The sequence below is a fragment of the Acinetobacter sp. ANC_7655 genome, from assembly GCF_056784015.1.
Genome location: NZ_JBWYJB010000011.1, coordinates 47664 through 71785, shown reverse-complemented (window position 1 = coordinate 71785; position 24122 = coordinate 47664). Strand labels below are relative to the sequence as shown.

Annotated in this window: 29 protein-coding genes and 1 pseudogene; 21 read left to right on the top strand and 9 right to left on the bottom strand. The window is 41.2% G+C overall.

The features are described from left to right. The first annotated feature begins 128 nt into the window (after nt 1-128). A complete protein-coding gene (locus AC1M9N_RS11740) occupies nt 129-728 on the top strand; it encodes an LOG family protein (protein WP_481592049.1) in 600 nt (199 codons plus the stop codon). Further along, nucleotides 725-1126 carry an NUDIX hydrolase gene (locus tag AC1M9N_RS11735; RefSeq protein WP_481586778.1) on the top strand — a complete coding sequence of 134 codons (402 nt, stop codon included), beginning with the start codon at nt 725-727 and terminating at the stop codon, nt 1124-1126. Before AC1M9N_RS11740 ends, AC1M9N_RS11735 begins: the two co-directional genes overlap by 4 nt. A gap of 17 nt (nt 1127-1143) precedes the next feature. Here AC1M9N_RS11735 and AC1M9N_RS11730 read toward each other — a convergent pair whose 3' ends face one another. Continuing rightward, on the bottom strand, nt 1144-1776 hold the full coding sequence (locus AC1M9N_RS11730) for a ComF family protein (protein WP_481592048.1): 633 nt from the start codon (nt 1774-1776) through the stop codon (nt 1144-1146). 67 nt (nt 1777-1843) lie between these two features. Then, nucleotides 1844-3889, bottom strand: a complete 2046-nt coding sequence (recG, locus tag AC1M9N_RS11725; RefSeq protein ID WP_481592047.1) for an ATP-dependent DNA helicase RecG — start codon at nt 3887-3889, stop codon at nt 1844-1846. A gap of 53 nt (nt 3890-3942) precedes the next feature. Here recG and AC1M9N_RS11720 point away from each other — a divergent pair, with 53 nt between their 5' ends. Next, nucleotides 3943-4740: a Rossmann-fold NAD(P)-binding domain-containing protein gene (locus tag AC1M9N_RS11720; RefSeq protein ID WP_481592046.1), complete on the top strand. Its 798-nt coding sequence runs from the start codon at nt 3943-3945 to the stop codon at nt 4738-4740. 36 nt (nt 4741-4776) lie between these two features. On the opposite strand, the gene plsB is transcribed toward AC1M9N_RS11720, so the two are convergent. After that, entirely contained in the window at nt 4777-7350 is a 2574-nt protein-coding gene (gene plsB, locus AC1M9N_RS11715) for a glycerol-3-phosphate 1-O-acyltransferase PlsB (RefSeq protein ID WP_481954802.1), read from the bottom strand. A 301-nt stretch (nt 7351-7651) separates the two neighbouring features. Between plsB and AC1M9N_RS11710 the strand changes: the two genes are divergently transcribed. Together AC1M9N_RS11710 and AC1M9N_RS11705 are read left to right on the top strand one after the other, a co-directional pair. Further along, on the top strand, nt 7652-8524 hold the full coding sequence (locus AC1M9N_RS11710) for an acyl-CoA thioesterase (protein ID WP_035265059.1): 873 nt from the start codon (nt 7652-7654) through the stop codon (nt 8522-8524). Nucleotides 8525-8692: 168 nt separating this feature from the next. After that, nucleotides 8693-9946, top strand: coding sequence for a dicarboxylate/amino acid:cation symporter (locus AC1M9N_RS11705; RefSeq protein ID WP_481609207.1), 1254 nt, complete (start codon nt 8693-8695; stop codon nt 9944-9946). A gap of 56 nt (nt 9947-10002) precedes the next feature. On the opposite strand, the gene AC1M9N_RS11700 is transcribed toward AC1M9N_RS11705, so the two are convergent. The 6 genes from AC1M9N_RS11700 to AC1M9N_RS11675 all read right to left on the bottom strand — a co-directional run bounded on the left by AC1M9N_RS11700 (nt 10003) and on the right by AC1M9N_RS11675 (nt 16284). Beyond that, a complete protein-coding gene (locus AC1M9N_RS11700; protein WP_035265065.1) occupies nt 10003-10947 on the bottom strand; it encodes a metal-dependent hydrolase in 945 nt (314 codons plus the stop codon). Nucleotides 10948-11080: 133 nt separating this feature from the next. Further along, entirely contained in the window at nt 11081-11935 is an 855-nt protein-coding gene (yihA, locus tag AC1M9N_RS11695; protein ID WP_035265068.1) for a ribosome biogenesis GTP-binding protein YihA/YsxC, read from the bottom strand. Between the two features lie 86 nt (nt 11936-12021). Then, a complete protein-coding gene (locus AC1M9N_RS11690; RefSeq protein ID WP_035265081.1) occupies nt 12022-12468 on the bottom strand; it encodes an RrF2 family transcriptional regulator in 447 nt (148 codons plus the stop codon). Nucleotides 12469-12574: 106 nt separating this feature from the next. Then, nucleotides 12575-13336 carry a globin domain-containing protein gene (locus AC1M9N_RS11685; protein ID WP_481594893.1) on the bottom strand — a complete coding sequence of 254 codons (762 nt, stop codon included), beginning with the start codon at nt 13334-13336 and terminating at the stop codon, nt 12575-12577. A gap of 149 nt (nt 13337-13485) precedes the next feature. After that, complete coding sequence (locus AC1M9N_RS11680) at nt 13486-15069, bottom strand: helicase HerA-like domain-containing protein (protein ID WP_481609208.1); 1584 nt, start codon at nt 15067-15069, stop codon at nt 13486-13488. A 12-nt stretch (nt 15070-15081) separates the two neighbouring features. Further along, the gene (locus tag AC1M9N_RS11675) at nt 15082-16284 is read right to left on the bottom strand and encodes a PLP-dependent transferase (RefSeq protein ID WP_481609209.1); all 1203 of its coding nucleotides are present in this window, start codon (nt 16282-16284) and stop codon (nt 15082-15084) included. Nucleotides 16285-16436: 152 nt separating this feature from the next. Here AC1M9N_RS11675 and AC1M9N_RS11670 point away from each other — a divergent pair, with 152 nt between their 5' ends. The 16 genes and pseudogenes from AC1M9N_RS11670 (at nt 16437) to rpsN (ending at nt 24122) form a co-directional block, all read left to right on the top strand. Continuing rightward, nucleotides 16437-17195, top strand: a complete 759-nt coding sequence (locus tag AC1M9N_RS11670; RefSeq protein WP_035265089.1) for a type 1 glutamine amidotransferase — start codon at nt 16437-16439, stop codon at nt 17193-17195. Nucleotides 17196-17430: 235 nt separating this feature from the next. Then, nucleotides 17431-17742, top strand: a complete 312-nt coding sequence (rpsJ, locus tag AC1M9N_RS11665) for a 30S ribosomal protein S10 (protein WP_004725677.1) — start codon at nt 17431-17433, stop codon at nt 17740-17742. A gap of 59 nt (nt 17743-17801) precedes the next feature. Next, the gene (rplC, locus tag AC1M9N_RS11660) at nt 17802-18440 is read left to right on the top strand and encodes a 50S ribosomal protein L3 (RefSeq protein ID WP_035265091.1); all 639 of its coding nucleotides are present in this window, start codon (nt 17802-17804) and stop codon (nt 18438-18440) included. An 11-nt stretch (nt 18441-18451) separates the two neighbouring features. Continuing rightward, nucleotides 18452-19054 (top strand): 50S ribosomal protein L4, encoded by a 603-nt coding sequence (gene rplD / locus AC1M9N_RS11655; RefSeq protein WP_035265093.1) that lies wholly within the window; start codon nt 18452-18454, stop codon nt 19052-19054. Continuing rightward, nucleotides 19051-19371 carry a 50S ribosomal protein L23 gene (gene rplW, locus AC1M9N_RS11650; protein ID WP_035265097.1) on the top strand — a complete coding sequence of 107 codons (321 nt, stop codon included), beginning with the start codon at nt 19051-19053 and terminating at the stop codon, nt 19369-19371. The genes rplD and rplW overlap by 4 nt, the downstream gene beginning before the upstream one ends. Before the next feature lie 11 nt (nt 19372-19382). Beyond that, the gene (gene rplB / locus AC1M9N_RS11645) at nt 19383-20207 is read left to right on the top strand and encodes a 50S ribosomal protein L2 (protein WP_035265099.1); all 825 of its coding nucleotides are present in this window, start codon (nt 19383-19385) and stop codon (nt 20205-20207) included. A gap of 19 nt (nt 20208-20226) precedes the next feature. Further along, nucleotides 20227-20502, top strand: coding sequence for a 30S ribosomal protein S19 (gene rpsS / locus AC1M9N_RS11640; protein WP_004281508.1), 276 nt, complete (start codon nt 20227-20229; stop codon nt 20500-20502). Between the two features lie 11 nt (nt 20503-20513). Further along, nucleotides 20514-20843: a 50S ribosomal protein L22 gene (gene rplV, locus AC1M9N_RS11635; protein WP_035265103.1), complete on the top strand. Its 330-nt coding sequence runs from the start codon at nt 20514-20516 to the stop codon at nt 20841-20843. A gap of 1 nt (nt 20844) precedes the next feature. Then, nucleotides 20845-21661: pseudogene (gene rpsC, locus AC1M9N_RS11630) on the top strand (30S ribosomal protein S3). After that, nucleotides 21601-22014, top strand: coding sequence for a 50S ribosomal protein L16 (gene rplP, locus AC1M9N_RS11625; RefSeq protein WP_035265110.1), 414 nt, complete (start codon nt 21601-21603; stop codon nt 22012-22014). The pseudogene rpsC and the gene rplP overlap by 61 nt, the downstream one beginning before the upstream one ends. Beyond that, nucleotides 22014-22211 (top strand): 50S ribosomal protein L29, encoded by a 198-nt coding sequence (rpmC, locus tag AC1M9N_RS11620; RefSeq protein ID WP_035265113.1) that lies wholly within the window; start codon nt 22014-22016, stop codon nt 22209-22211. The genes rplP and rpmC overlap by 1 nt, the downstream gene beginning before the upstream one ends. After that, nucleotides 22208-22465 (top strand): 30S ribosomal protein S17, encoded by a 258-nt coding sequence (gene rpsQ, locus AC1M9N_RS11615; protein WP_004691314.1) that lies wholly within the window; start codon nt 22208-22210, stop codon nt 22463-22465. Before rpmC ends, rpsQ begins: the two co-directional genes overlap by 4 nt. Nucleotides 22466-22556: 91 nt before the next feature. Then, the gene (rplN, locus tag AC1M9N_RS11610) at nt 22557-22925 is read left to right on the top strand and encodes a 50S ribosomal protein L14 (protein WP_035265119.1); all 369 of its coding nucleotides are present in this window, start codon (nt 22557-22559) and stop codon (nt 22923-22925) included. Nucleotides 22926-22936: 11 nt separating this feature from the next. Next, nucleotides 22937-23254 carry a 50S ribosomal protein L24 gene (rplX, locus tag AC1M9N_RS11605; RefSeq protein WP_035265122.1) on the top strand — a complete coding sequence of 106 codons (318 nt, stop codon included), beginning with the start codon at nt 22937-22939 and terminating at the stop codon, nt 23252-23254. Nucleotides 23255-23270: 16 nt separating this feature from the next. Further along, on the top strand, nt 23271-23807 hold the full coding sequence (gene rplE, locus AC1M9N_RS11600) for a 50S ribosomal protein L5 (RefSeq protein ID WP_004809796.1): 537 nt from the start codon (nt 23271-23273) through the stop codon (nt 23805-23807). Between the two features lie 9 nt (nt 23808-23816). Next, nucleotides 23817-24122: a 30S ribosomal protein S14 gene (gene rpsN, locus AC1M9N_RS11595; protein WP_067731180.1), complete on the top strand. Its 306-nt coding sequence runs from the start codon at nt 23817-23819 to the stop codon at nt 24120-24122.

Sequence of the window (24122 nt, the reverse complement as noted above, 5' to 3'; positions counted from 1 at the left end):
TGTGTGAACGATGGGTGTATTTTAGACAAGGATGCCATGAAAAAAAACTGATTCCATCATTAATTAGGTTAAAAAACACAGAACATATCATTTTAATTGTTGTTATAAAAACTTAAGGCTAATTTTAAATGAATTCTATTGCAATATTTTGTGGTTCAACATTAGGTTCCGATCCTGTTTATGCTGATGCAGCAAAGAAAACAGGGAAATATTTAGCGCAACAAGGCAAGAACTTGGTGTATGGTGGCGGTCGTTCAGGATTAATGGGGATTGTTGCGGATAGTGCATTAGAGGCTGGTGGAAAGGTCATTGGCGTGATTCCACAAGGATTGGTGGATCGTGAATTAGCACATCCAAATTTGACTGAACTTCACGTTGTTACCAGTATGCATGAGCGTAAAACGCTGATGGCAGATTTGTCGGATGGTTTTATTGCCTTACCGGGTGGTGCAGGAACAATTGAAGAAATTTTTGAACAATGGACATGGGCGCAACTCGGTATTCATCTTAAACCTTGCGCATTTTTAAACATTAACGGGTTTTATGATGTTCTATTACAATTCATTCAACATACGACAGATCAAGAGTTTACTCGAGCTCGCTTTACCAATGCATTAATCAATTCAACTTCAATCGAGGATATTGTGTCAAAATTCGAGTCTTATCAGGCACCACAACCGAAATGGGGTGTCCAAGATCGAGAAGATTTGGTGAAACTAGATACATGAGCAAAGTCATTACTGTCGCAGCAGCGATTATTTCCAATGAGGATCAGCAGTTGTTGTTGGTTCGAAAAAAGAATACCCAGTTTTTCATGCAAGTTGGTGGGAAGTTAGAGGAGAATGAGCCTTCTGAGGACACGATTCTGCGAGAAATTAAAGAAGAAATTGGCGCTGAGGCAGTAATAGATCAATATATAGGTCGTTTTGAAACCAAAGCTGCAAATGAAGCGGATCATCAGTTGATTAGTTATCTCTATCGAGTTCAGCTTAAACAAGAGCCTCATATTCATGCAGAAATTGCTGAAATGAAATGGATCGATTTAGATGATGATGCTACGCCTTTAGCACCGTTAACTCGAGAAATCGTGATTCCTTGGTGTAGGCAGCATTTTAATGCCAATTAAAACTTAAAGTGACTGTGTCAATATTCTGCGGCTGCAATGCATGCGATCTGAACGTTCTGACAGCCGAGCTTTTCTAGTGCATTGGCCAACGCATTGACTGAACTCCCTGTGGTCACGACATCGTCAATAATCAGGATATTTCTAAACTTTCCTTTTTCTGAACGTATTGGTTTGAATTGAGATTGAATATCCTCGATTCTTTCTACACGTGTTAAGCCTTTCTGTGAGTGTTGTGCTGAACGTTCAATTGGCTGCCAAATGGGTATTTGCAGTTTTTTGGAAAGCATTTTTCCGATGACCATCATTTGATTATAACCACGCTCTTTCAAGCGCTCGTTTGAAATAGGCATAGGTACAATCGCTTGAAAACGTTTCAGTTTAAGTTCTAGCAATGTGTGTGCTAGAAAAGTTTGATAATGAAGTTGTTGTTCATATTTGAATAAGTGAATAATGCGATCTATAGGAAAGCTATAGTCGAAACAAGCATAAATATTTCTTTCATGTCGATGAATGAGTGAAGGGCTTTTCCATGGGAGCATTGTCCAACAGTCATCACATAATCTGTGGGTTTGAGTTGGAGAGAATCCACATAATTGGCAAGCGCGTCGTGATAATAATGTGTGATAGAGGTTATGAATAGGGCTCAGCATCATGGCTCAAGTTATTTTTATTGTGAGTACCTATGATTATAGCTGAGCTCGTTGATTAAGGAACATATTAAACATACGCATATCTAGGTGCTTCTGGTAACCATCGTTTAAGAAGAGCATCCGCTTGATGTGGGTAATCTTTTAAAATTTGAGTCGCGACATAGTGCGCTTGAGTTAACAGATGGTCATCACGTTCCAATTTAGCCACGCGAAAGCCCATGTCTCCAGTTTGTTTCGTTCCTAACAGTTCGCCTGGGCCACGGATTTCCAAATCTTTTTCTGCTATTAAAAAGCCATCATTGGTTTCACGCATAATGCGTAAACGCTCTTGTCCATTCTGCGATAAAGGACTTTTATACAATAATGCGCAAAAACTTGCTTTAGCACCTCGACCCACACGCCCCCTTAATTGATGTAGTTGAGATAGACCCAGTCGCTCCGCATTTTCAATGACCATGATGGATGCATTTGGTACATCCACTCCAACTTCGATCACAGTTGTTGCGATCAGCAGTTGTAATTGATTGTCTTTGAACTGTTGCATGACAGCTTGTTTTTCATCAGCTTTCATTTTGCCATGAACCAAACCAATATTGAGGTGCGGAAAGCGTTCTTTAATCTCCTGATAAGTCGCTTCAGCAGCTTGGGCATCTAACGTCTCTGATTGTTCCACTAATGTACAGACCCAATAAGCCTGCTTACCTTCAGCGCAGTTTGTCGCAATACGCTGCAGGACCTCTTCACGACGATCGAGTGGAATAGTGACTGTTTGGATTGGGGTACGCCCTGGGGGTAACTCATCAATCACAGAAGTATCTAAATCTCCGTACGCTGACATTGCTAACGTACGTGGGATAGGGGTGGCGGTCATTACTAACTGATGTGGTGTCGTATCCTGTGCCCCTTTATTTCGTAATGCTAGACGCTGGTCAACTCCAAACCGATGCTGTTCATCAATGATGACAAGACCCAATTTATGAAACTGGACGTTATCCTGAAATAGTGCATGAGTGCCGACGACCAATTGGGCAGAGCCTTCTCTAATCTGCTGTTCTGCAGCAGCGCGTGCTTTCCCTTTTTGTTTGCCTGATAACCAAGAAACTTGGATGCTGAGTGGTTCGAACCATTTTTTAAAATTTAAATAATGTTGTTCTGCGAGGATTTCAGTCGGTGCCATAAGAGCAACTTGCCATCCCTCTTCGAGTGGATGACATGCCGCAATGCCTGCTACTAGGGTTTTGCCTGCGCCTACATCACCTTGCACCAGTCTGAGCATCGGTTTGTTTTGTTTAAGATCTTTCACAATTTCATTTGAAACACGTTTTTGAGCATTCGTCATTTCAAAGGGAAGTGTGGAGAGAAGTTGTTTGGCAAATGTTCGACTGGCTGAAAATGCAGGTGCGGAGATCTGTTGAATGTATGCACGACGAGTCAACAAACTAATTTGATGACTGACTAATTCTTCAAAGATGAGACGTTGCTGCGCAGGATGCTGCCCTTCAGCCAGTTGCAACATATTGGCATCGGTGGGAGGGTGATGAATATATTCTAGTGCTTCTTTTAAAGCATACCCATTGGTAAATTTTGCAGGAATCAGTTCTGGTAAATCATGGGCATGTTGTGCTAAAGCTTGTTTAATATATTCGCGCAGTTTAGGTTGAGTGAGTCCTTCCGTTGATGGGTAAATTGCGGTTAGCTGCGTTTTTGGAAGTGGGGTATGCTCCGTAATCAATTGAATTTCTGGGTGATACATTTCTAGGCCACGAGCGCCTACTCGGACTTCACCAAACACTCTTAAACGATTTCCAGGCTTTGCGCGATCCATCAATGCTTTATAAATATGATAAAAACGTAAGGTGACTTTTCCAAAATCATCTTGTAATAATATTGCCATGGATTTGCGTTTACCGGGCGGCATATCCATTGATGCGACAGTGCCTTCAAGTAAATAGCTTCGACCTACTTGAAGTTGATTCATGGGCACAATAGTACTGCGATCTTCATAATCTCGAGGCAGATGAAACAAAAGATCATCCGTATTCCAGATATTTAATTTTTCGAGTAAAGCGGCAGCGGCGTTTCCTACACCTTGCAACTGATGGACTGCAGTCATGTCCCCTCAACTTTGCTTAAATTGACTTTATAACACTAGAGAATAGGTCTTACATGCATATTCTATTTATCGGTTATGGTAAAACATCCCAACATGTTGCTAAACAATTATTTCAACAAAGACATCAAATTACCACAGTCAGTTTAAGCAGGAAAGATCAAGCAGGTGCTATGCATCTTCAACAAGATATACACCAACTTGATTTATCGACATTGTCGCCTATTGATGCAGTATACGTGTTGATTGCACCCAAAGACCCATCACTAGACGGGTATAAAGCTGCTTTCATAGATGCGATTCCACATATGAGAAATCAGCTGGCATTGCATCCCATCCAAAAGATTATTGTTGTCTCATCAACACGCGTTTACGGACAAGATCAAGGGGAGGAGATTGATGACCAAACAGAGATCAATCCGAAAGATGAGAAAGCATTAGTGTTAGCCACAATGGAGAAACTTTGGCAAGACGCCTTCCCACAGCAATGTATCATTGTGAGACCCACTGGTATTTATGGCGTATCCGTGAAGAGAATGATGCAGCTTGCTCAAAATACAATGACCTATCCCAATGTGCATTGGTCGAATCGAATTCATATCGAAGATTTAGCGGGTTTTCTTGTCCATTTACTTCACGTGGAACATCCAGAAAAAACTTATATTTGTAGTAATAATCAACCCATTCCATTACATGAAATTATTCTGTGGTTCCAAAAGCAGTTAAACATCCTTCCATTAAAATTATTGAGTGAGGCACAGCATGGAAAGAAAATTTATGCCTCTCGAATGTTAAGCACTGGTTTTAAATTGAAACATAATCAATTTTTTAAGGATTATCGAGAACTCATTTAGGCATAAAAAAACCCTCGCTGGGGAGGGTTTTAGATACTATTTTTTCTTGCGTTTTAAGCGTTTTTTGGCTTGTTGATCAGCAACTGCATCCAAAGCTTCTTTGAGCTCTTCATCGTTAAATGAAGTGATATGTTGCAACATTTGTAAGGTTACATCATCTAGTACCAAGTTGGCATATTGAGCAACCTCTTTGAATTGTGCATCAAAGACTATTGCGCCTTCTTCGTTATTACTGATATAGCCTTGTTGAGTCAGAACTTTGATAAAACTTTGGAAGAGCGCTTTATCAAAGAATTCAGGTGAGTTGAACTCATAAAGTACAGATAAACGCTGACCTAATAGATGGCTTAAATCTTCGACCTGCTTGGTCGTAATATTTCCAGAGCCACGTTGAGTAATTAGGGCAAGTGTCATGTAGTAGCGTTCAATACTTTGCTTCACTGGAGCAGCAAGCACGACTAACTGATTGTGTTGTTCAGAGTTAGGTGCAGGGCTACATAAATTTCCATGTTCATCAATCGTAATCAACTGTGCTTCTACCAGACCTTGAACATAGTTACAGATCTGTTCTTTAAGTTCATCCGTATTCCACTTAAGGAAAAGTTCAGCTTTCAAGAATGGATAAAGTGTACGAATGACATTAATCAAATCGCCCTGTGAAATTTTACCATTGTGCTCGACCATCACAGCAATCAGTGATGGCAAGACATAAGCATGCAAAATATTATTGCGGAAATATGTCAGTAATACTGCTTGACCATCTTCAATCGCAATGATGTCGCCAAGGACATGTTTTACACGCTTAATCAACTTGAGTTTTAAACCATAAGCAATGATTTCTTTACCAGACAGTGGTGTGATTTGAACTCGATGATCATAAGGTAAAGCTGTTAGAAGATTGCGATAGGTATCTAACTGTTTAATGCAAATCTCTTCATCAAGCGTGTGCTTGGAAGTCGATAAAAGAATAAGTGACAATAACGAAACTGGGTTGATAACAGCAGCACGGTTAATATTTTCAAGAATTGCATTTGCTGAGGTGTTGACTGCATCAGAAACTTCTTGAGGAATCGGGTCATCATTCTTCTCAATTTTGATATGTTCAGCACCATGCTGTTTCAAAATCTCATCAAGGAAGACGGGTTCACCAAAGTTTACGTGTACTTTACCGAAGATGCGTTCAATCTTTCTTAAGGTTTGTAAAATACCAAAGATAGATTCGGCCTCTTTAGGCTTACCATTCATTTCACCGACGTAAGTTGCACCTTCCATCAGGCGTTCATAACCAAAATAGGTCGGGACAAATACAATAGGTTTAGCACGACCACGCAAATGACTATGCACAGTCATTGCCAACATACCTGTTTTTGGCGGTAATAAACGTCCAGTACGTGAACGTCCACCTTCAATAAAGTATTCTAATGGCGTGTTGCGCGATAGGATGCTGTATAAATATTCTTTGAATACAGTGGTGTATAACGCATTTCCACGGAAGGTTCGACGTATAAAGAATGCACCGCCACCACGTAAAAGCTGTCCAACGAATGGCATATTCAGGTTATCACCTGCAGCAATGTACGGTACCATCATCCCACGCTTATAAATCACATAAGAGAGTAATAGGTAGTCAATATGGCTACGATGACAAGGTGTATAAATAATTTCGTAGTCTTTCGCTAATTCACGAACTGTATTGAAATTATGTACTTCTACGCCGTCATAGAGTTGAGTCCAAAGACGCGTCAGGGCTTGTTCTGCAAAACGCACGGTTGCATGAGAATAGTCTGATGCAATTTCATTCACGTAGCCGATCGCACGGCGCTCAGCTTCAATCAAACTGATTTTAGAGCGAATACTTTCTTTGCGAATTCCGTCCTGAACATCTTGAGATTTAATCAATGATTGCATCACGTTTCGACGATCTGACAAATCTGGACCTAATACAACTTCACGCTGACGATCTAGATAATCATTGAGTTGATTGACGATATATGTTGCAGGAGACAAGTTTGGATGTGTTACACGTGCGTAATCTACCAATTCGCGCAGTGATTTTGGTTCATGAAATTCAAGAAAAGATTGGCGACCATGTAAACCAATATTCATCAGTTGTTTAACAGTACTTGGCGTTGCCCAAGTGTCCGTAAATAGCAATTTAAATAATGAATCTTCTTTGTCCGGTGAGCGGCCCCACAATACAGTCACAGGTATAAGTTCAATGTCAGTATCTGGATGCTTATCCAATATCTCGATCAATCTGAGGAGACGAGGTGGAAATGCATGGGGTGGCGGATTAAGTAAGTTTGTTTCATCTTGGTGTTGTAAAAATAATACAGCAGCTTTCTCTTTATGGTCCCCGATCATGAGTGGGTCAAGTGCTGGCGCGAGATTTAATCGACGAGTTTCGCCGTCAACCACTAACGCATTACTACGCGAGTAATTTTGTAATACATAGCACACCACTTTTTTGTGAGTCGTATTATTTTCAGTGGGTGGTGTTGAAGGTTGGGTTTCAGTAGGAACCTCTCCAAGAACATGCGGTGTTACTACGAGGTCAAGCAACTTACTGGAAAGTCGACGATACATTTGACCAAAGCCATTCTTGGACATACATACTCCTAGCCAAAGACGAATTTCGCATGACGCGAATGAAGGCAATTATTTTCTTAAATCTGTGATCAAAACAATATGTCATTTTCTAACAAAATGCACAGAATTTGGATGAATTTTCGTTAATAATCGTATTTTTAGCCAAAATATCAAATTTGTTTTATGACAATATAGTCAAGCAAAGTTTAGTTGTTTACTCGGAAATTATGGCAATATAGAGATTGAGTCATTAAATTGGAAAATCTGTTTAAATTCAACAGGCCCAATTTAATGTCGTAGCAATGAAATATATAGGTCCGATATGAATCAGCTCACGCAAGAACTCGTAGATTTACTCACGCTAGAAAGACTTGAAGAAAACATTTTTAGAGGCAAAAGCCAAAATTTGGTTGGCAAACGTGTCTTTGGTGGGCAAGTTCTAGGTCAAGCGTTACGTGCTGCTTCATATACAACTGATCGCCCTGCACACTCATTGCACGCATATTTCTTATTTGGTGGAGATGTTAATGCACCCATTATTTATGAGGTAGATCGAATCCGAGATGGGCGTAGTTTTGTGAGTCGCCAAGTTCGTGCGATTCAACATGGCAAGACGATATTCATGTGTATGGTATCTTTTGCAGACCAAGAAGAGGGTCTCAATTATCAAGTTGCTGAACCAGAATACCCGCCAGTAGATGGGCTAAAATCTGAAGCTGAACTCAAGAAAATGATTGTCGATTTCGTACCAGAGAATGTGCGTGCCAGCTTTATGCGTGATCGTCATGTTGAAATTAAGCCTGTAATGCCAGTCAATCCATTCCAACCACAACCTGAAGCGCCGTCTTACGCGCACTATATTCGTACACACGATCGTTTGGCTGATGATGTAGATGAAAATGCATTACATCAGGCGATCGCTGCTTTTTATTCAGACTTTACTTTGATGACAACTGCACTACGACCACACGGACTCAGTTATATTTCACCGAGTTTACAATGTGCCAGTATTGACCATACCATGTACTTTCATAAACCATTTCGTGTAGATGATTGGATGCTCTATGACATGGAAGCAACGATTAGTGCAAGTTCTAGAGGATTGAACTTTGGACGAATGTGGCAAAATGGACAATTGGTCTGTAGTACAGTGCAAGAAGGTCTAATTCGAATTCGTGAAATCGAAACGCAATAAGATAATTGATCCATGCTTCAAGCCAAATCTTCAGATTTGGCTTTTTACTTCATATTTGTATTTATAAATTATTCGTTTCGGTTGCAAAGCTAACAAGAAAAAATGATCGATTCTTGAGGGCGCTCATGGCATAGTGCGACTAATAAATCAAAATGAAAAGCACATGACATGAGTCTAAATACGCAAATTTTAATTGCTGCAATTTTAGGTGTGGCTTTTGGCTTCTTGTTAAATGTATTCCCTCATACAGCATTTTTTAACGGAAGTTTATATGGCTTAGGGATTGCCAGTAGTATCTTTATCGGCCTACTGAAACTATTACTGATTCCTCTAATTTTTAGTTCTATTGTTGTCGGAGTTTCCAATCTACAGACTGGTGGCCAACTTGGTAGAACTTGGAAAATTACCCTCGCTTGTTGTGTCACAACCACAACGTTGGCGCTGATTTTGGGGCTTGCGTGTGCGCATCTTTTTGAGGTCGGGAAGGGTGTAGACATCACTATTTTTCAAGAGACCATGAATCAGCATCAGACGCCTGATACTTTGACGCCCTCGAGTTTTTTTACCAACTTTATCCAAAATACACTAATAAACCCGTTTAAAGCATTTGCTGAAGGTAATGTGTTAGCCGTTGTCGTTTTTGCACTTTTAATTGGGGTGGCTCTCGTTAAAGGTGGTGAAAAATTTAAAACAGTGAAAGCGTTGAGTCAGCAATTTTTTGAAATCATGATGTTGATGATTGGTTGGGTGATGAAGCTCGCACCAATAGGGATTTTTGCGTTACTGGCAAAGTTAATCGCGACGGAGGACCTATCTGTTCTGAGTCGATTAGCAGAATTTGCAGCAGTAGTCACGGGAACGACCATCTTTCATGGCCTAGTTGTTTTGCCTTTGTTGCTCTGGATTTTCGGGAGAATGAATCCAATTACATTTTTTAAGGGAACACGAGCAGCCTTGATTACGGCGTTTGCTACTAGCTCAAGTTCCGTAACCATGCCGCTATCAATGAAGTGTGCTCAGGAAAATTTAGGAGTAAGACCCCAGACTGCAGGATTTGTGATCCCTCTCGGGACACAGTTGAATATGGATGGGACGGCATTGTATGAGGCTGCGGCGGCGCTGTTTATTGCGAATTTAATGGGGCTTGACTTAACGTTAGGACAACAATTGATTGTGTGTGCGACAGCAATGATTGCATCTTTAGGGGCACCAGGTATACCTAGCGCAGGTATGGTTACCATGATTATGGTTTTACAATCAGTTGGACTCCCGGCAGAAGCAATCGCGATATTATTGCCGATTGACCGTTTGTTAGATACCGTTAGAACAGTGGTGAATGTGCAGGGGGATATGATGATTAGTGTTGTTGTAGATCGTTACACGAATCCTGATCATGAACCTATTGAAAAAAATACAGCTTAAAAGATTAGATCAGATATAAAAAAAGCAGGGATCACCCTGCTTTTTTATTGAATACATTATGCAACTTTCAGTGCTGCACGTTCCGCTGCTGGTGACTGATTTAGATAGTTGATCGCATCTTCAGTTTTTGCTTCATGAACAGGGTCATACCAAGGCATTAAATAGCCGAGTTGTTGAGAAACAAGCCAGAATGGGTGAGGAAGTAAACCATTGTCTTTTTGGGCAATTCGTGCCCATTCACGCCAAATCCAAGGTTTGTAAACAGCTGGTTTAATTGATTTAAAGCGAGGGTCTTGACCCATAATATGAGCAGCACCATCAACCCATAAACCTAATACAGCAGCAATCACAACTACACTTTGATAATAGCGAGAAATATAACCACCGCCAAGATGACGATATAAGTCAAATGCAACGGTACGGTGTTCAATTTCCTCAGCACCATGCCATTTTACGAGATCGAGCATATTGGCATCAGCACCCAATTCTCCCCATTTTTTGTTGTACAAGGCATATTTGCCGAGGACACAAGTCATATGTTCAACAGTAGCAATAATACCTAATCTAAATAAATCCCACTGATGATCTAAGGCTTTTGGGACGTTTAGACCTAAAGGTTTATCCGCTAAAAGTTTTCCAAAAAGAAAGTCCATGATATCGAGGTTACGTTGAATATCGATATGACGTGCGCTGAGATATTCTTTATTTGCTGAATTATGTGCTTGAGCGTGCATCGCTTCTTGGCGAATAAAAGCTTTCACATCTTCTGCAAGTTTTTCATCAGTAATTTTGGGTAATACTTTGTTGTACAGACGACAAAACCAAAATTCGCCTGCTGGTAAGATATTGTTAATTTCATTGATAAAATAACTAACGAAAGGCTGATTTGGAACCCAATCTACTGGTGTATCCGCCCACTCAAATTTAACTTTACGAGGTTTGATGTGATACTCAATAGAAGATCCAATCTTACTATTTCTTAATCGAGACAATAATTTCATCACACTTTCCTGAATTTTTGTTGTGATTATCATTTTTCAGTATAAAAAAATGCCCTCAAATAACCTTAGCATTTGAGGACATTGATGTATCAATTAGTGAATGTAATGATTTAACCATTCAGTAGGGTAGATACTATTCGGCTTTGTTGGATTCTAGTTCGGTTGTTTCGCTTGGTGATTCATCATCTTGTTGAATATCATGATCAAAATCTTCATCGATGTCTGATTCACTTACTTCAGGAATTGCACTTAGATCAAATCCGTTAGGTTGCTCAAGCGTAAAATTTAAACGACCAGCAATAACGCTTGCGAGTTCTTCAAGACCTTGCTTATTGAGGGATGAGAACAATTGGATAGAGAAGTTAAGCTTCATTTTCTTTAATTGAGCTTTGACTTCTTGCAATGCTTTAGAAGCTGGACCACGATTTAACTTATCTGATTTTGTTAATAAAACATGGACAAATAATTTACGTGAATAAGCCCATTCTAACATCATGACATCGAAATGTTGTAAAGGGTGTCGTATGTCCATTAACAATACAAGCCCTTGTAAACTTTCACGATGAATGAGGTAGTTTTCAAGCTCTTTTTGCCAAACGATTTTCATGCTTTCAGGTACAGCAGCATAGCCATATCCAGGAAGATCAACTAATCTTTGTTCGGCATTGCCCATGCTAAAAAAGTTAATCATTTGTGTGCGACCAGGTTTTTTAGACGCACGTGCAAGTTGTTTTTGATTAGTTAATGCATTAATCGCACTCGATTTACCAGCATTCGAACGACCTGCAAAAGCAATCTCATAACCTGTGTCTTCTACACATAAATTCAGTTTTGGTGCACTCATTAAGAATTCGGCTTTGCGCAACCAGTTGAGCGCTTGAACCGAATATTCAGTAATCGCTGGATCGGCTTTTTTCTCATAGCTGATCTTTTGCTTTGGGGCATTTGACGCCTTACTGTTTTTCGACTTTCCTCTGCTGTGATGCATAGCTCAACTTCAATAACTCAATTTACAATCAGCTATTATAAAGGAAGTCGCGCATGCAAGCGAATACTCAATCGAATTGAGTCAATCTATGGTGTAACTTGAATGAAAGGAATGGGTGAATCTGAATTGAATTTTATACCTGAGGTGGGTATAACATCCTTCAGTTTAAATTGATCTAAATGCTGATAAAACTGTTGGACTGCATGATCTAAAATGCCTTTCAAGCCACAGTCACTTCTTAATACGCATGGCGGGTTATGACACTCTACAATTTGCTGATCGCCTTGAAGTGTTCTCACTAAAGTCCCTAATGAGATATTCAGAGTTTGAGGGGCTAGACGTATACCGCCACCTTTGCCTCGACTGGTCATTAGCCAATTTTGTTTTGCCATAAAGTGAACGATTTTCATGGCATGGTTTTCTGAGACCTGCAATTGGTTTGCCAGTTCTGCAATGGTATAAGGCAAGTCGCGAGGTTGTGCGACATACATCAATATACGCAGCGCATAGTCGGTAAATTTATTCAGTTGCATAGATCATCATAAAAGATAGCTTATTTCCATCTTAACATTGAAAGCCCCGTGAACGGAGCTTTCAATGATCTCTTAAAATCTTATTTCGGTTAAAGATTTAGATGAATTAATTTTTTAGTGGTGCAGATACCTCAACCACATCACCTACTTGATAGTGGTTTAATAAGATATTTGCCACAGAATATTCAGTTGCTTCATCTACCGCTTTTACTGTGATTTGATACTGATCAGCTTGTGCAACATCAAAGCTAAATTGTTGTGGTTGGCGCATCTCTTGCCCCGGTACTTGGACTCGCACCGAAATATATTCACCTGCTTCAGCCGTCGCAATGGTGTGACCGTCTTTGGCAGCTAAAGTGAAGGTTTTGGTGTTAGCTTCAGCTTCAATCGCTGTAATTTTAAATTCACGCCAGCCAGCCCAACCACCATTTTGTGCAGTCAAAGCTTCATATTTTGATTTTTCGACACCAATTAAAATGTCTGCCAATTGCATATACGCGGCTTTCCAAGCAGCAATCAGATCAGAGTCCATTGGCACATCTAATACTTCGCTGATTGAATGCAGAAGGTTTTCACCCACAATCGAGTATTGATCCGCTTGAATGTCTAAACTTACGTGTTTAGTGGTAATTCGCTCAATCGCTTTTGCCAAAACTGTAGGATTTTCAATATTTTCAGCATATGCCAAAACAGCAGCAGCTAAAGCACGTGGCTGACGACCAGTACTTTGATGATCCATGTTAAATGTATTTTTTAACTCGGGGTTGTTGTTCAGCATGCGATTATAGAAATAGGTCGTAAGAGCAACACCATTCTCACGCAGAACGGGAACAGTCGCTTTTACAAGTTCAATATGTTGTGGCGTCATGAGCTTCAACTTTGGCTTTATTAAAAGATATATTTAAAATACATCTTTTAGGGTCGAGCTGCAATATGACTTGCATAGAAAACCTTAAAATAATTATGGGATATTAAAATATCCCATAATGAAGTTAAAAATGATGGGTAAAGGGAGGACTATTTTTTTCCAAATAATGAGCCTAGTAGACCGCGGACGATTTTTTGTCCAGTGCTTCCGCCGAGGCTTCGTGCAGCGCTTTTAGCAAACGTACCGACAATATCTTGGGTGAGTTTTTCACGTTGTTTGGCTGCACGTTCTGCTTCTTTTTGTTGTTCCCGGGCAAGGCGTTCTTGTTCTTTGACTTGCTGTTTTGCGAAAGCTTCTTGCTCTTTAGCAATTTGCTTTGCGTAGGCCTCTTGTTCCTTAGCCTGTTGTTTTGCTAATGCTTCTTGTTCGGCTTGTTGTTGACGCTGAACTACTTTGTTTTGCAGCGTTTCAAAAGCACTTTCTCGATCAAGTACTTGCTCATAAACACCTGCAACCACACTGTTTGTCATGAGCGTCTTACGCTCTTCAAGCGTGATAGGTGTAAAAGATGAATATGGGGGCATAACCCAACCGCGTTCAACCATTTGTGGCGTACCTTTCTCATCTAGACAGCTAATCAGCGCTTCACCAACTGCCAACTCCGTAATAGCATCTTGTACTTTGAATGCAGGATTTGCTCTAAAAGTATCAGCTGCAGTTTTTACTGCTTTTTGATCTTTTGGTGTGAAGGCACGAAGTGCATGCTGAACACGGTTACCTAGTTGTCCTAAAACACTTTCAGGTAAATCGAGCGGATTTTGGGTGACAAAATAAATACCTACTCCCTTAGAGCGGATTAAGCGTACCACTTGTTCGATCTTTTCTTGCAAAGCAGGGCTGGCATTGTCAAACAGTAAATGAGCTTCATCGAAGAAAAATACCAATTTCGGTTTATCCATATCACCGACTTCAGGTAATTGTTCAAACAGTTCGGAAAGCATCCACAGTAAGAAAGTCGCATAAAGCTTTGGTGTGTTCATTAATTTGTCGGCAGCGAGCAAATTAATATTGCCGTGTCCTTGTGTATCGGTTTGGATAAAATCCATGAGGTCTAATGCAGGCTCACCAAAAAATTGATCACCGCCTTGATCGGCCAGTGCTAGCAAATTACGTTGGATTGCACCCAAGCTGGCAGGAGAAAGATTGCCGTATTCTGCTTTAAAGTCAGCTGCATGCTCAGTCACATAAGTGATCATCGCCTTGAGGTCTTTAAAGTCGATCAGTAATAAACCTTGATCATCCGCGATGCGGAAAATCGCAGAAAGCACACCTTCTTGGGTGTCATTCAAATTCAGCATTCGGGCTAAAAGCAATGGACCAATTTCTGATACTGTAGTCCGAATCGGGTGACCTTGTTCGCCAAATAAATCCCAAAAGACCACAGGTGATGGGCTAAATGGGATTGATTCAATATTGAGGCTCTTGATGCGTTCATCAAATTTTGAATTGCTTTCACCTGCTTTGGCAAGGCTCGAGACATCACCTTTTGCATCGGCTAAAAATACCGGCACACCAATACGAGAAAAGTTTTCTGCCAAGACCTTTAAAGTGAATGTTTTGCCTGTTCCTGTTGCGCCGGCAATCAAGCCATGTCGGTTTGCCAGTTGCGAATGTAAAACAATCTCTTGGGATGTATCTGAGGTTTTTTTTGCGATTACAATTGGTGTGCCCATAATTATTCCTTTTTATTCGATCTTTTGTTGTTGCATTATTTTGAGTGCTTGTTGAATATCTTCTATCAAATCGTGAGGATGTTCCAGTCCTATACAAAAACGAACCAATATTCCTTCTTGTAAATGTGTATGTGCAAGCTCACGCATTTGATCAATTTGATAGAGCATTACTAAACTCACTGGGCCACCCCAGCTAAAACCTAATTTAAACAGGTTAAGCGCATCACAAAAATAGCGTATATCTTGAAGATTATATTTTTTATCAAAAATTACACTGATCAAACCTGCGCTCAATTCTGATAGGCAAACTTCTTTCCAAAAAGTATGACCTGCAGATTTTGGATTGGCAGGGTGCAATACTTGTGCAAACTCATTTTGCTGTAGAAGCCAGCTTAATAAAGTTAGCGCTGATTTAGATTGGTGCGTATAACGGAGTTCCATTGAAGATAGGCTGCGCTGAATCTGTGCGGTGTCATCGCCTGATATAGAAATCCCTTGAATTGCATGCATGCGAAATAGCTTGTGGTATAAATCCTTGTTTTTTGTTACGACACTCCCCATGAGAATGTCACCACCACCGCTTGGATATTTGGTGAGTGCATGGACGGTGATATCGACTGCTAAGTGTTCTGTACCAAAATCAAAAGCATTAAAAGCTAGACCCGCTCCCCAAGTATTATCAAGTGCGGTAAGGATCTTATGCGTTTGAGCTTTTTTGACCAGATTCGTTAAATCTGGAAATTCGAGTGTTACAGATCCTGCAGCCTCTAACCAAATTAACTTAGCTTTATCACTGGGTTTAAAGCTCTCAACATCAATTGGGTTATAGACCTTAACGGCAATACCATAACGTGATTCTAGGTTTCGCAAATGCTCCATATTTGGACCGTAAATATTGTCCGCGACCCAAACTTCATCACCATGTGCTAAAAAACAAGAATTCACCAAGTTGATTGCAGAGAGTCCGCTTGGTGCAAGTAGACAGTATTCTCCGCCTTCTAATTGTGCAATATTGTCGCCTAGCGTAAACGTGGTAGGGGTGCCATGTGTTCCGTAACTAAAGTCATAAGCATCGGTCCAATGGCGATTGAAAAGAGCATCGGTATTTTCAAAAATGATCGTTGATGCACGATAAATAGGGGGTTGAATACTATTTAAAAGTTGAGGTGCTTTTCTAGGGCTATGTATGAGTTGAGTTTGCGTATTTATTTTCACAATTTACCTGTATAAACCGTCATTTTATAACTAACAAAACATACTACTAAAAAACTGCATAGCTGTGCTTTGTTTAAAATTATTTAACAACCTATAGGTTGGCTTCATTTTTGCAACTGCTAGTGCAATATAAGAAAAGTTCGGGTTGGAAAATGAAGCCATTAAAAGTGCATTACTTTCAGCATATTGCTGGTGAAGGGTTCGGAAGTTGTTATGAATATTTAAAATCAATTGGAGCACAAATTAGTGCTACGGAGTTTTTTGCATTACCTGTTGAGATGGCATTAGAAATCGAGGCGTTACCAGCAATTGAAGATATTGATTTACTAATCATCATGGGTGGAGCAATGAGTGTAAATGATGAGGCAAATTATCCATGGCTAAAAATAGAAAAAAGATGGATCCGTCGATATTTATCACTAGGCAAGCCTGCCATTGGTTTGTGTCTCGGAGGTCAGCTTATAGCCAATGCTTTGGGAGCAAGTGTACGTTTAAATGAACAACAAGAGTTAGGTTGGACTAATGTCTTCAGAACTCAACATGGTTTATCAGATTACTTTGAAATACCTAAAGAATTGGAAATAATGCAATGGCACAGTGAGACTTTTGAGATTCCTAAAGGAGGCGTCAGACTGGCTGAAAATAATGTGTGTGCAAATCAAATGTACCAAATTGGAAAGAATGTGCTGGGTTTTCAGTTTCATCCAGAAATAACGCCGAAAGTTTTACAAATGTATATTGAGAATGAAGAGCATGAGAAGGTATTTTCTGGCGCTTATGTACAATCTTTAGATACCTTAAAACAAACAAAAAAAACGAGGTTCCAAAAAGGGAATGAATTGCTGATCGATGCAATTAATTATGTATTGGGGTTCGGGCAGGGTGTACAAAAGAAAGCCGCCAACGCTTAACCGTAAATTGAGAAAAAATGATAAATAGGTTTGCTTAACAGTTAAACAATCGTTATAATGGGCGACCCTTTGATATTAAGGGCTAAACAACGTTGATTGTTGTTTAGATCGTTACAGTCGTGGCATCGATCACGACCTTAGTGATTTTCACTGCCTCTGACACTTGCCTTGTTTTCGGACAGGGGGAGATGCGTCATGGGTGATTCTTTATATATTTGGCTTGGAGTTTACTGGTATGTCTAACCAGAGAATCCGTATCCGTTTGAAGTCTTTTGATCACCGTTTAATTGATCAATCTTCTCAAGAGATCGTAGAAACAGCAAAACGTACTGGTGCACAAGTTTGTGGTCCAATCCCGATGCCAACTCGCATCGAGCGTTTTAACGTTCTAACTTCACCGCACGTTAACAAAGACGCGCGTGATCAGTATGAAATCCGCACTTACAAGCGTTTGATCGACATCGTTCAACCTACAGACAAAACTGTAGATGCATTGATGAAATTAGATCTTGCAGCTGGTGTAGACGTTCAGATCGCATTGGGTTAAGGCTTTCGGTTAATTAACACTCTAAGTTAATTAAGCCGCTTTTTTAGAGGTTTATGCACATGGCTATTGGTTTAGTCGGTCGCAAGTGCGGTATGACACGTATCTTTACAGATGCTGGTGTTTCTGTACCTGTTACAGTGATTGAGGTTGATCCTAACCGCATCACTCAAATCAAAACGCTTGAAACTGATGGTTATCAAGCGATTCAAATCACTACTGGTGAACGTCGCGAATCTCGCGTTACTAATGCTCAGAAAGGTCACTTCGCTAAAGCGGGTGTTGCTGCTGGTCGTTTAGTTCAAGAGTTCCGTGTTACAGAAGCTGATCTTGAAGGTCGTGAAGTTGGCGGAACTATCGGTGTGGATTTGTTCACAGTGGGTCAAATCGTTGACGTAACTGGTCAGTCTAAAGGTAAAGGTTTCCAAGGTGGTGTTAAGCGTTGGAACTTCCGTACTCAAGACGCTACTCACGGTAACTCTGTTTCTCACCGTGTTCTAGGTTCTACAGGTCAAAACCAGACTCCTGGTCGCGTATTCAAAGGCAAAAAAATGGCTGGCCATTTAGGTGCTGAACGCGTAACTACACAGGGTCTTGAAATCGTTGCTATCGATACAGAGCGTTCAGTTCTTGTAGTTAAAGGCGCGGTTCCTGGTGCTACCGGTGGTGACGTAACTGTTCGTCCTACTATCAAGGCTTGAGGGGAAATAACGTGAATTTAAATACTGTTTCCGGCTCTGCTGTTGAATTATCAGAAGTTGCGTTCGGTCGTGAATTCAATGAAGCTCTTGTACACCAAGTTGTTACAGCTTATTTAGCTGGTGGTCGTCAAGGTTCAAAAGCTCAGAAATCACGTGCAGACGTTTCTGGCGGTGGTAAAAAACCATTCCGTCAAAAAGGTACTGGTCGCGCTCGTGCTGGTTCTATTCGTAGCCCAATCTGGGTTGGCGGTGGTAAAACTTTTGCTGCTCGTCCACAAGACTGGTCTCAAAAAGTAAACCGTAAAATGTATCGCGGTGCTATGCAATGCATCCTAGCTGAACTTGTTCGTCAAGATCGCTTAGTTTTAGTTGAAGAGTTTGCTGTAGCTGCTCCAAAAACTAAAGAATTGCTTGCAAAACTTAACGACTTGAATGCTACTCGTGCATTAATCGTTACTGATGCTGTTGATGAGAACTTGTATCTAGCTGCTCGTAACCTTCCACACGTTGATGTGGTTGATGCTGCTGCTATCGATCCTGTTAGCTTGATCGCGTTCGATAAAGTTGTTATGTCTGTAGCTGCTGCTAAGAAAATTGAGGTAGAACTCGGATGAACAACGAACGTATCTATCAAGTCCTAAAAGGACCTGTATTCTCAGAAAAAGCACAAGTTTTAGGTGAAACTGCTGGTGTTCAAGTGTTTAAAGTTGCTATCGATGCAAACAAACTTGAAATCAAAAAAGCAGTTGAACAATTATTTGGTGTAGAAGTTGTTAAAGTTAACACGACTATCACTAAAGGTAAGACTAAACGCTTTGGTAAAACTATCGGACGTCGTTCTGATGTTAAAAAAGCATACGTCACCCTGAAAGCTGGCCAAGATGTAGAAATGGCTGACTTGGGCGATACCGCTGAAAGCACAGCGGAATAAGGACGAGAATTATGCCTATTCAAAAATGTAAGCCAACGTCTCCAGGACGTCGCTTTGTAGAGAAAGTCGTTCACGACCATCTTCACAAAGGTGCGCCTTATGCTCCGTTGGTAGAAGCTAAAAAACGTACTGGTGGTCGTAATAACAACGGTCACATTACTACACGTCACGTTGGTGGTGGTCACAAGCAACATTACCGTATTGTTGACTTTAAACGTAACAAAGATGGCATTCCTGCGACTGTAGAGCGTATCGAATACGATCCTAACCGTACTGCACACATTGCATTAGTTTTGTATGCTGATGGTGAGCGTCGTTATATCATTGCGCCTAAAGGTCTACGTGCTGGTGATAAAGTTCAATCTGGTAACGATGCTCCAATTCGTCCAGGTAACTGCTTACCACTTCGTAACATGCCTATCGGTTCTACTCTTCACAATATCGAGCTTAAAATCGGTAAAGGCGCTCAATTAGTGCGTTCTGCTGGTGCTTCTGCTCAGTTATTGGGTCGTGACGGTTCTTACGCAATTATTCGTCTACGTTCTGGCGAAATGCGTAAAGTACACGTTGAATGTCGCGCAGTTCTTGGTGAAGTTTCTAACCAAGAAAGCAACTTACGTTCACTAGGTAAAGCTGGTGCTTCACGCTGGCGTGGTGTTCGTCCTACCGTTCGTGGTATGGCGATGAACCCGGTAGATCACCCACATGGTGGTGGTGAAGGGCGTAACAAAGGTATTCAACCTGTAAGCCCATGGGGTCAAAAAGCTAAAGGGTACAAGACACGTACCAATAAGCGTACGACTAAGATGATCATTCGCGACCGTCGCGTTAAGTAACAAGTAAAGGAATCTGACAATGCCTCGTTCTCTGAAAAAAGGCCCATTCGTCGATGCGCACTTGTTCGCTAAGGTTGAAGCGGCTATCGCGGCTAATAACCGTAAGCCGATCAAAACTTGGTCGCGTCGTTCGATGATCCTCCCGGATTTTGTTGGTTTAACAATTTCTGTACACAATGGTCGTAACCATGTTCCGGTAATCGTATCTGAACATATGGTTGGTCACAAGCTTGGTGAATTTGCACCGACTCGTACTTACCGTGGTCACGGTGTTGACAAGAAATCTAAACGTTAATAGGTGCTATGATGGAAGTAACTGCTAAATTACGCGGTGCCGCTATCTCGGCACAAAAAGCTCGTTTGGTTGCAGACTTGATTCGCGGCAAATCTGTTGCGCACGCTCTTAACATCCTAAACTTCAGCAACAAAAAAGCTGCAGTTTTAGTTAAGAAAGCGTTGGAATCTGCGATTGCAAACGCTGAACATAATAACAGTTTAGATGTAGACGATCTTAAAGTTTCTACGATCTACGTTGATGAAGGCATGAGCCTTAAACGTATTTTGCCACGTGCTAAAGGCCGTGCAGATCGTATTACTAAGCGTACTTGTCACATCACCGTTAAGGTAGGGGTTTGATATGGGTCAGAAGGTTCATCCAATCGGTATCCGCCTAGGTGTTGTGAAACGTCATAACGCTAACTGGTATGCGAATCCGAAACAATACGCTGAATACTTGCTTAAAGATCTTCAAGTTCGTGAGTTTTTAAACAAAAAACTTAAGAATGCGATGGTGAGCAATATTCTTATCGAACGTCCAACAGGCGCTGCTAAAGTAACAATTAGCACTGCTCGTCCTGGTATCGTGATCGGTAAAAAAGGCGAAGACATTGAAAAATTACAGCGCGAACTTACCAATATTATGGGTGTTCCAGCGCAAGTAAGCATCAACGAAATTGATCGTCCAGATTTAGACGCTCGTCTAGTTGGTGAAGCAATTGCTTCTCAATTAGAAAAACGTGTAATGTTCCGTCGTGCTATGAAGCGTGCGGTTCAAAACACTATGCGTGCTGGTGCGAAAGGTATCAAAGTTGAAGTTTCTGGTCGTTTAGGCGGTGCAGAGATTGCACGTACTGAATGGTATCGTGAAGGTCGTGTACCTCTACATACTCTTCGTGCTGACATCGACTATTCAGCGGTTCGCGCAGAAACTACTTACGGTACGATCGGCGTTAAAGTTTGGATCTTCCGTGGTGAGATCTTGGGCGGCATGAAACAAGTCATGAACCCAGCTCCAGCTGAAGAACGTCCAGCTAAACGTGGTCGCGGTCGTGGTGAAGGTCAAGAGCGTCGTGGTCGTCGCAATGATCGTTCTGCTGAAAAAGGAGAATAATCCATGTTGCAACCTAAACGTACTAAATTCCGTAAAGTGCAAAAAGGCCGTAACACTGGTCTAGCACATCGCGGTAGCACAGTATCTTTTGGTACTATCGCACTTAAATCAGTTGAACGTGGTCGCATGACTGCGCGTCAAATTGAAGCAGCGCGTCGTACAATCAGCCGTCGTGTAAAACGTGGTGGTAAGATCTTTATCCGTGTATTCCCGGACAAACCAATTACTGAAAAACCATTAGAAGTTCGTATGGGTAAAGGTAAAGGTTCTGTGGAATATTGGGTTTGTGAAATCAAACCAGGTAAGATCCTGTACGAAATGGAAGGTGTGAACGAAGAATTAGCGCGTGAAGCATTTACGCTTGCTGCTGCTAAACTTCCGTTTAAAACCACTATCGTGACTCGGACGGTAATGTAATGAAAACTAAAGATCTACGTGAAAAGTCGGTAGAAGAATTGACAGCTTTGCTTGATGAGCAACAGTTGAACCAATTCCGTCTTCGCATGGCTAAAGCAACTGGTCAATTGGGTAAATCGCACGAAGTGCAATTAACTCGTAAAACTATTGCTCGCATCAAGACCCTCCTTACCGAAAAACAGGGGAACGCACAATGAGTGAGCAAACAGTTCGCACGTTAACAGGCAAAGTAGTAAGCGACAAGATGGACAAGTCTATCGTTGTTCTTATCGAACGCCGCGTTCAACACCCGTTGTATGGCAAATCAATCCGCCGTTCAACAAAATTACACGCTCATGATGAGAACAACACTGCTAAAACTGGCGATGTTGTAACTATCAAAGAAAGCCGCCCAATTTCTAAAACTAAGTCTTGGACTTTAGTTGAAGTTGTTGAAGCAGCTGCTGAGTAAATAACGTTCTTGTTGCATCATCGGTCAATTTCGAGTACTCTTTGAGCCTTTCGAAATTGTGACCGGTGATGCTCGGTTTTGGAGTAGGGCAATGATTCAGACCGAAACTATGCTCGACGTAGCAGACAACAGTGGTGCTCGCCGCGTACAATGTATTAAAGTACTTGGTGGTTCACATCGTCGTTATGCTTCAGTTGGCGACATTATTAAAGTTACTGTAAAAGAAGCAATTCCACGTGGCCGTGTTAAAAAAGGCGACGTAATGAATGCAGTAGTTGTACGTACAAAATTCGGTATCCGTCGTCCAGATGGTTCTGTTATTCGTTTCGATGATAACGCTGCTGTTATTTTGAACAACAACAAAGCTCCGATTGCTACTCGTATTTTCGGACCAGTGACTCGTGAACTTCGTACTGAACAGTTCATGAAAATCATTTCATTGGCTCCTGAAGTTCTATAATAGAGGCAATCATGGCTAAGATTAAAAAAGGCGATCAAGTAATCGTGATCGCAGGTAAAGAAAAAGGCAAACAAGGTACTGTTTTGTCTGTTTCTAATGACCGAGTTAAGGTTGAAGGTCTTAACTTAGTTAAGAAGCATCAAAAGCCTAACCGTGCAACAGGTGCTGAAGGCGCTATCGTTACACAAGAAGCTTTGCTTCATATCTCTAACGTGGCAATTTTTAATGCTACAACCCAAAAGGCTGACCGTGTTGGTTACCAAGTGATTGATGGCGTGAAAACTCGCGTTTACAAATCAAATGGTGAATCAGTGGCGGTAGCGAAGTAATAGGTTGAAATAGGCAATGGCCAGACTTAAAGCGCGTTACAACGACGAACTTAAAGCTCAATTACAAGAACAATTGGGCGTTAAGAATGTGATGGAGATCCCTCGCATCACTAAAATCACGATCAATATGGGTGTTGGTGCAGCAGCTGCTGACAAAAAACTCCTTGATGGTGCTCTTTCTGATATGCAAGCTATCGCTGGTCAAAAACCAGTTCTTACGTTAGCTCGTAAATCTATCGCTGGTTTCAAAATCCGTGATGGTTGGCCGATTGGTTGTAAAGTTACTTTACGCGGCGAACGCATGTACGAATTCTTAGACCGTTTGATCTCTATCGCGATCCCTCGTATCCGTGACTTCCGTGGTTTCTCTGCGAAATCATTTGACGGTCGTGGTAACTACTCTATGGGTCTTAAAGAACAGATCATGTTCCCTGAGATCGATTTTGATAAGATTGACCGTATTCGTGGTATGGATATTACCATCACTACGACTGCTCGCACCGATGACGAAGGCCGTGCGCTTATGCGTGCATTCGGCTTCCCGTTCAAATAAGAGGTCGATATGGCTAAGAAAGGTATGATTAATCGCGAATTGAAACGCGAAGCTACTGTTGCTAAATACGCTGCAAAACGTGCTGAATTAAAAGCTGTTATTGCAAACGTAAATGCAAGCGACGAAGAGCGTTTCGAAGCGATGATGAAGTTACAAGCATTACCACGTAATGCATCTCCAGTACGTCTTCGTAACCGTTGTGGTTTAACTGGTCGTCCTCATGGTTACTTCCGTAAGTTCGGTTTAAGCCGTAACAAATTACGTGACACAGTAATGCAAGGTGATGTACCGGGCGTTGTTAAGGCAAGCTGGTAA

What these genes read in the sequence shown, in the direction of transcription:
- AC1M9N_RS11670 (WP_035265089.1), top strand. Translation starts at nt 16,437, where the DNA reads ATGAAGCCATTAAAAGTGCATTACTTTCAGCATATTGCTGGTGAAGGG.
- AC1M9N_RS11730 (WP_481592048.1), bottom strand. Translation starts at nt 1,776, where the DNA reads ATGCTGAGCCCTATTCATAACCTCTATCACACATTATTATCACGACGC.
- AC1M9N_RS11740 (WP_481592049.1), top strand. Translation starts at nt 129, where the DNA reads ATGAATTCTATTGCAATATTTTGTGGTTCAACATTAGGTTCCGATCCT.
- plsB (WP_481954802.1), bottom strand. Translation starts at nt 7,350, where the DNA reads ATGTCCAAGAATGGCTTTGGTCAAATGTATCGTCGACTTTCCAGTAAG.
- rplB (WP_035265099.1), top strand. Translation starts at nt 19,383, where the DNA reads ATGCCTATTCAAAAATGTAAGCCAACGTCTCCAGGACGTCGCTTTGTA.
- rplV (WP_035265103.1), top strand. Translation starts at nt 20,514, where the DNA reads ATGGAAGTAACTGCTAAATTACGCGGTGCCGCTATCTCGGCACAAAAA.
- rpsQ (WP_004691314.1), top strand. Translation starts at nt 22,208, where the DNA reads ATGAGTGAGCAAACAGTTCGCACGTTAACAGGCAAAGTAGTAAGCGAC.
- rplN (WP_035265119.1), top strand. Translation starts at nt 22,557, where the DNA reads ATGATTCAGACCGAAACTATGCTCGACGTAGCAGACAACAGTGGTGCT.
- rplX (WP_035265122.1), top strand. Translation starts at nt 22,937, where the DNA reads ATGGCTAAGATTAAAAAAGGCGATCAAGTAATCGTGATCGCAGGTAAA.
- rplC (WP_035265091.1), top strand. Translation starts at nt 17,802, where the DNA reads ATGGCTATTGGTTTAGTCGGTCGCAAGTGCGGTATGACACGTATCTTT.
- rpsS (WP_004281508.1), top strand. Translation starts at nt 20,227, where the DNA reads ATGCCTCGTTCTCTGAAAAAAGGCCCATTCGTCGATGCGCACTTGTTC.
- AC1M9N_RS11705 (WP_481609207.1), top strand. Translation starts at nt 8,693, where the DNA reads ATGAGTCTAAATACGCAAATTTTAATTGCTGCAATTTTAGGTGTGGCT.
- recG (WP_481592047.1), bottom strand. Translation starts at nt 3,889, where the DNA reads ATGACTGCAGTCCATCAGTTGCAAGGTGTAGGAAACGCCGCTGCCGCT.
- AC1M9N_RS11700 (WP_035265065.1), bottom strand. Translation starts at nt 10,947, where the DNA reads ATGAAATTATTGTCTCGATTAAGAAATAGTAAGATTGGATCTTCTATT.
- rpmC (WP_035265113.1), top strand. Translation starts at nt 22,014, where the DNA reads ATGAAAACTAAAGATCTACGTGAAAAGTCGGTAGAAGAATTGACAGCT.
- AC1M9N_RS11690 (WP_035265081.1), bottom strand. Translation starts at nt 12,468, where the DNA reads ATGCAACTGAATAAATTTACCGACTATGCGCTGCGTATATTGATGTAT.
- AC1M9N_RS11710 (WP_035265059.1), top strand. Translation starts at nt 7,652, where the DNA reads ATGAATCAGCTCACGCAAGAACTCGTAGATTTACTCACGCTAGAAAGA.
- rplE (WP_004809796.1), top strand. Translation starts at nt 23,271, where the DNA reads ATGGCCAGACTTAAAGCGCGTTACAACGACGAACTTAAAGCTCAATTA.
- rplP (WP_035265110.1), top strand. Translation starts at nt 21,601, where the DNA reads ATGTTGCAACCTAAACGTACTAAATTCCGTAAAGTGCAAAAAGGCCGT.
- yihA (WP_035265068.1), bottom strand. Translation starts at nt 11,935, where the DNA reads ATGCATCACAGCAGAGGAAAGTCGAAAAACAGTAAGGCGTCAAATGCC.
- rpsN (WP_067731180.1), top strand. Translation starts at nt 23,817, where the DNA reads ATGGCTAAGAAAGGTATGATTAATCGCGAATTGAAACGCGAAGCTACT.
- AC1M9N_RS11720 (WP_481592046.1), top strand. Translation starts at nt 3,943, where the DNA reads ATGCATATTCTATTTATCGGTTATGGTAAAACATCCCAACATGTTGCT.
- AC1M9N_RS11735 (WP_481586778.1), top strand. Translation starts at nt 725, where the DNA reads ATGAGCAAAGTCATTACTGTCGCAGCAGCGATTATTTCCAATGAGGAT.
- rpsJ (WP_004725677.1), top strand. Translation starts at nt 17,431, where the DNA reads ATGTCTAACCAGAGAATCCGTATCCGTTTGAAGTCTTTTGATCACCGT.
- AC1M9N_RS11685 (WP_481594893.1), bottom strand. Translation starts at nt 13,336, where the DNA reads ATGACGCCACAACATATTGAACTTGTAAAAGCGACTGTTCCCGTTCTG.
- rplW (WP_035265097.1), top strand. Translation starts at nt 19,051, where the DNA reads ATGAACAACGAACGTATCTATCAAGTCCTAAAAGGACCTGTATTCTCA.
- AC1M9N_RS11680 (WP_481609208.1), bottom strand. Translation starts at nt 15,069, where the DNA reads ATGGGCACACCAATTGTAATCGCAAAAAAAACCTCAGATACATCCCAA.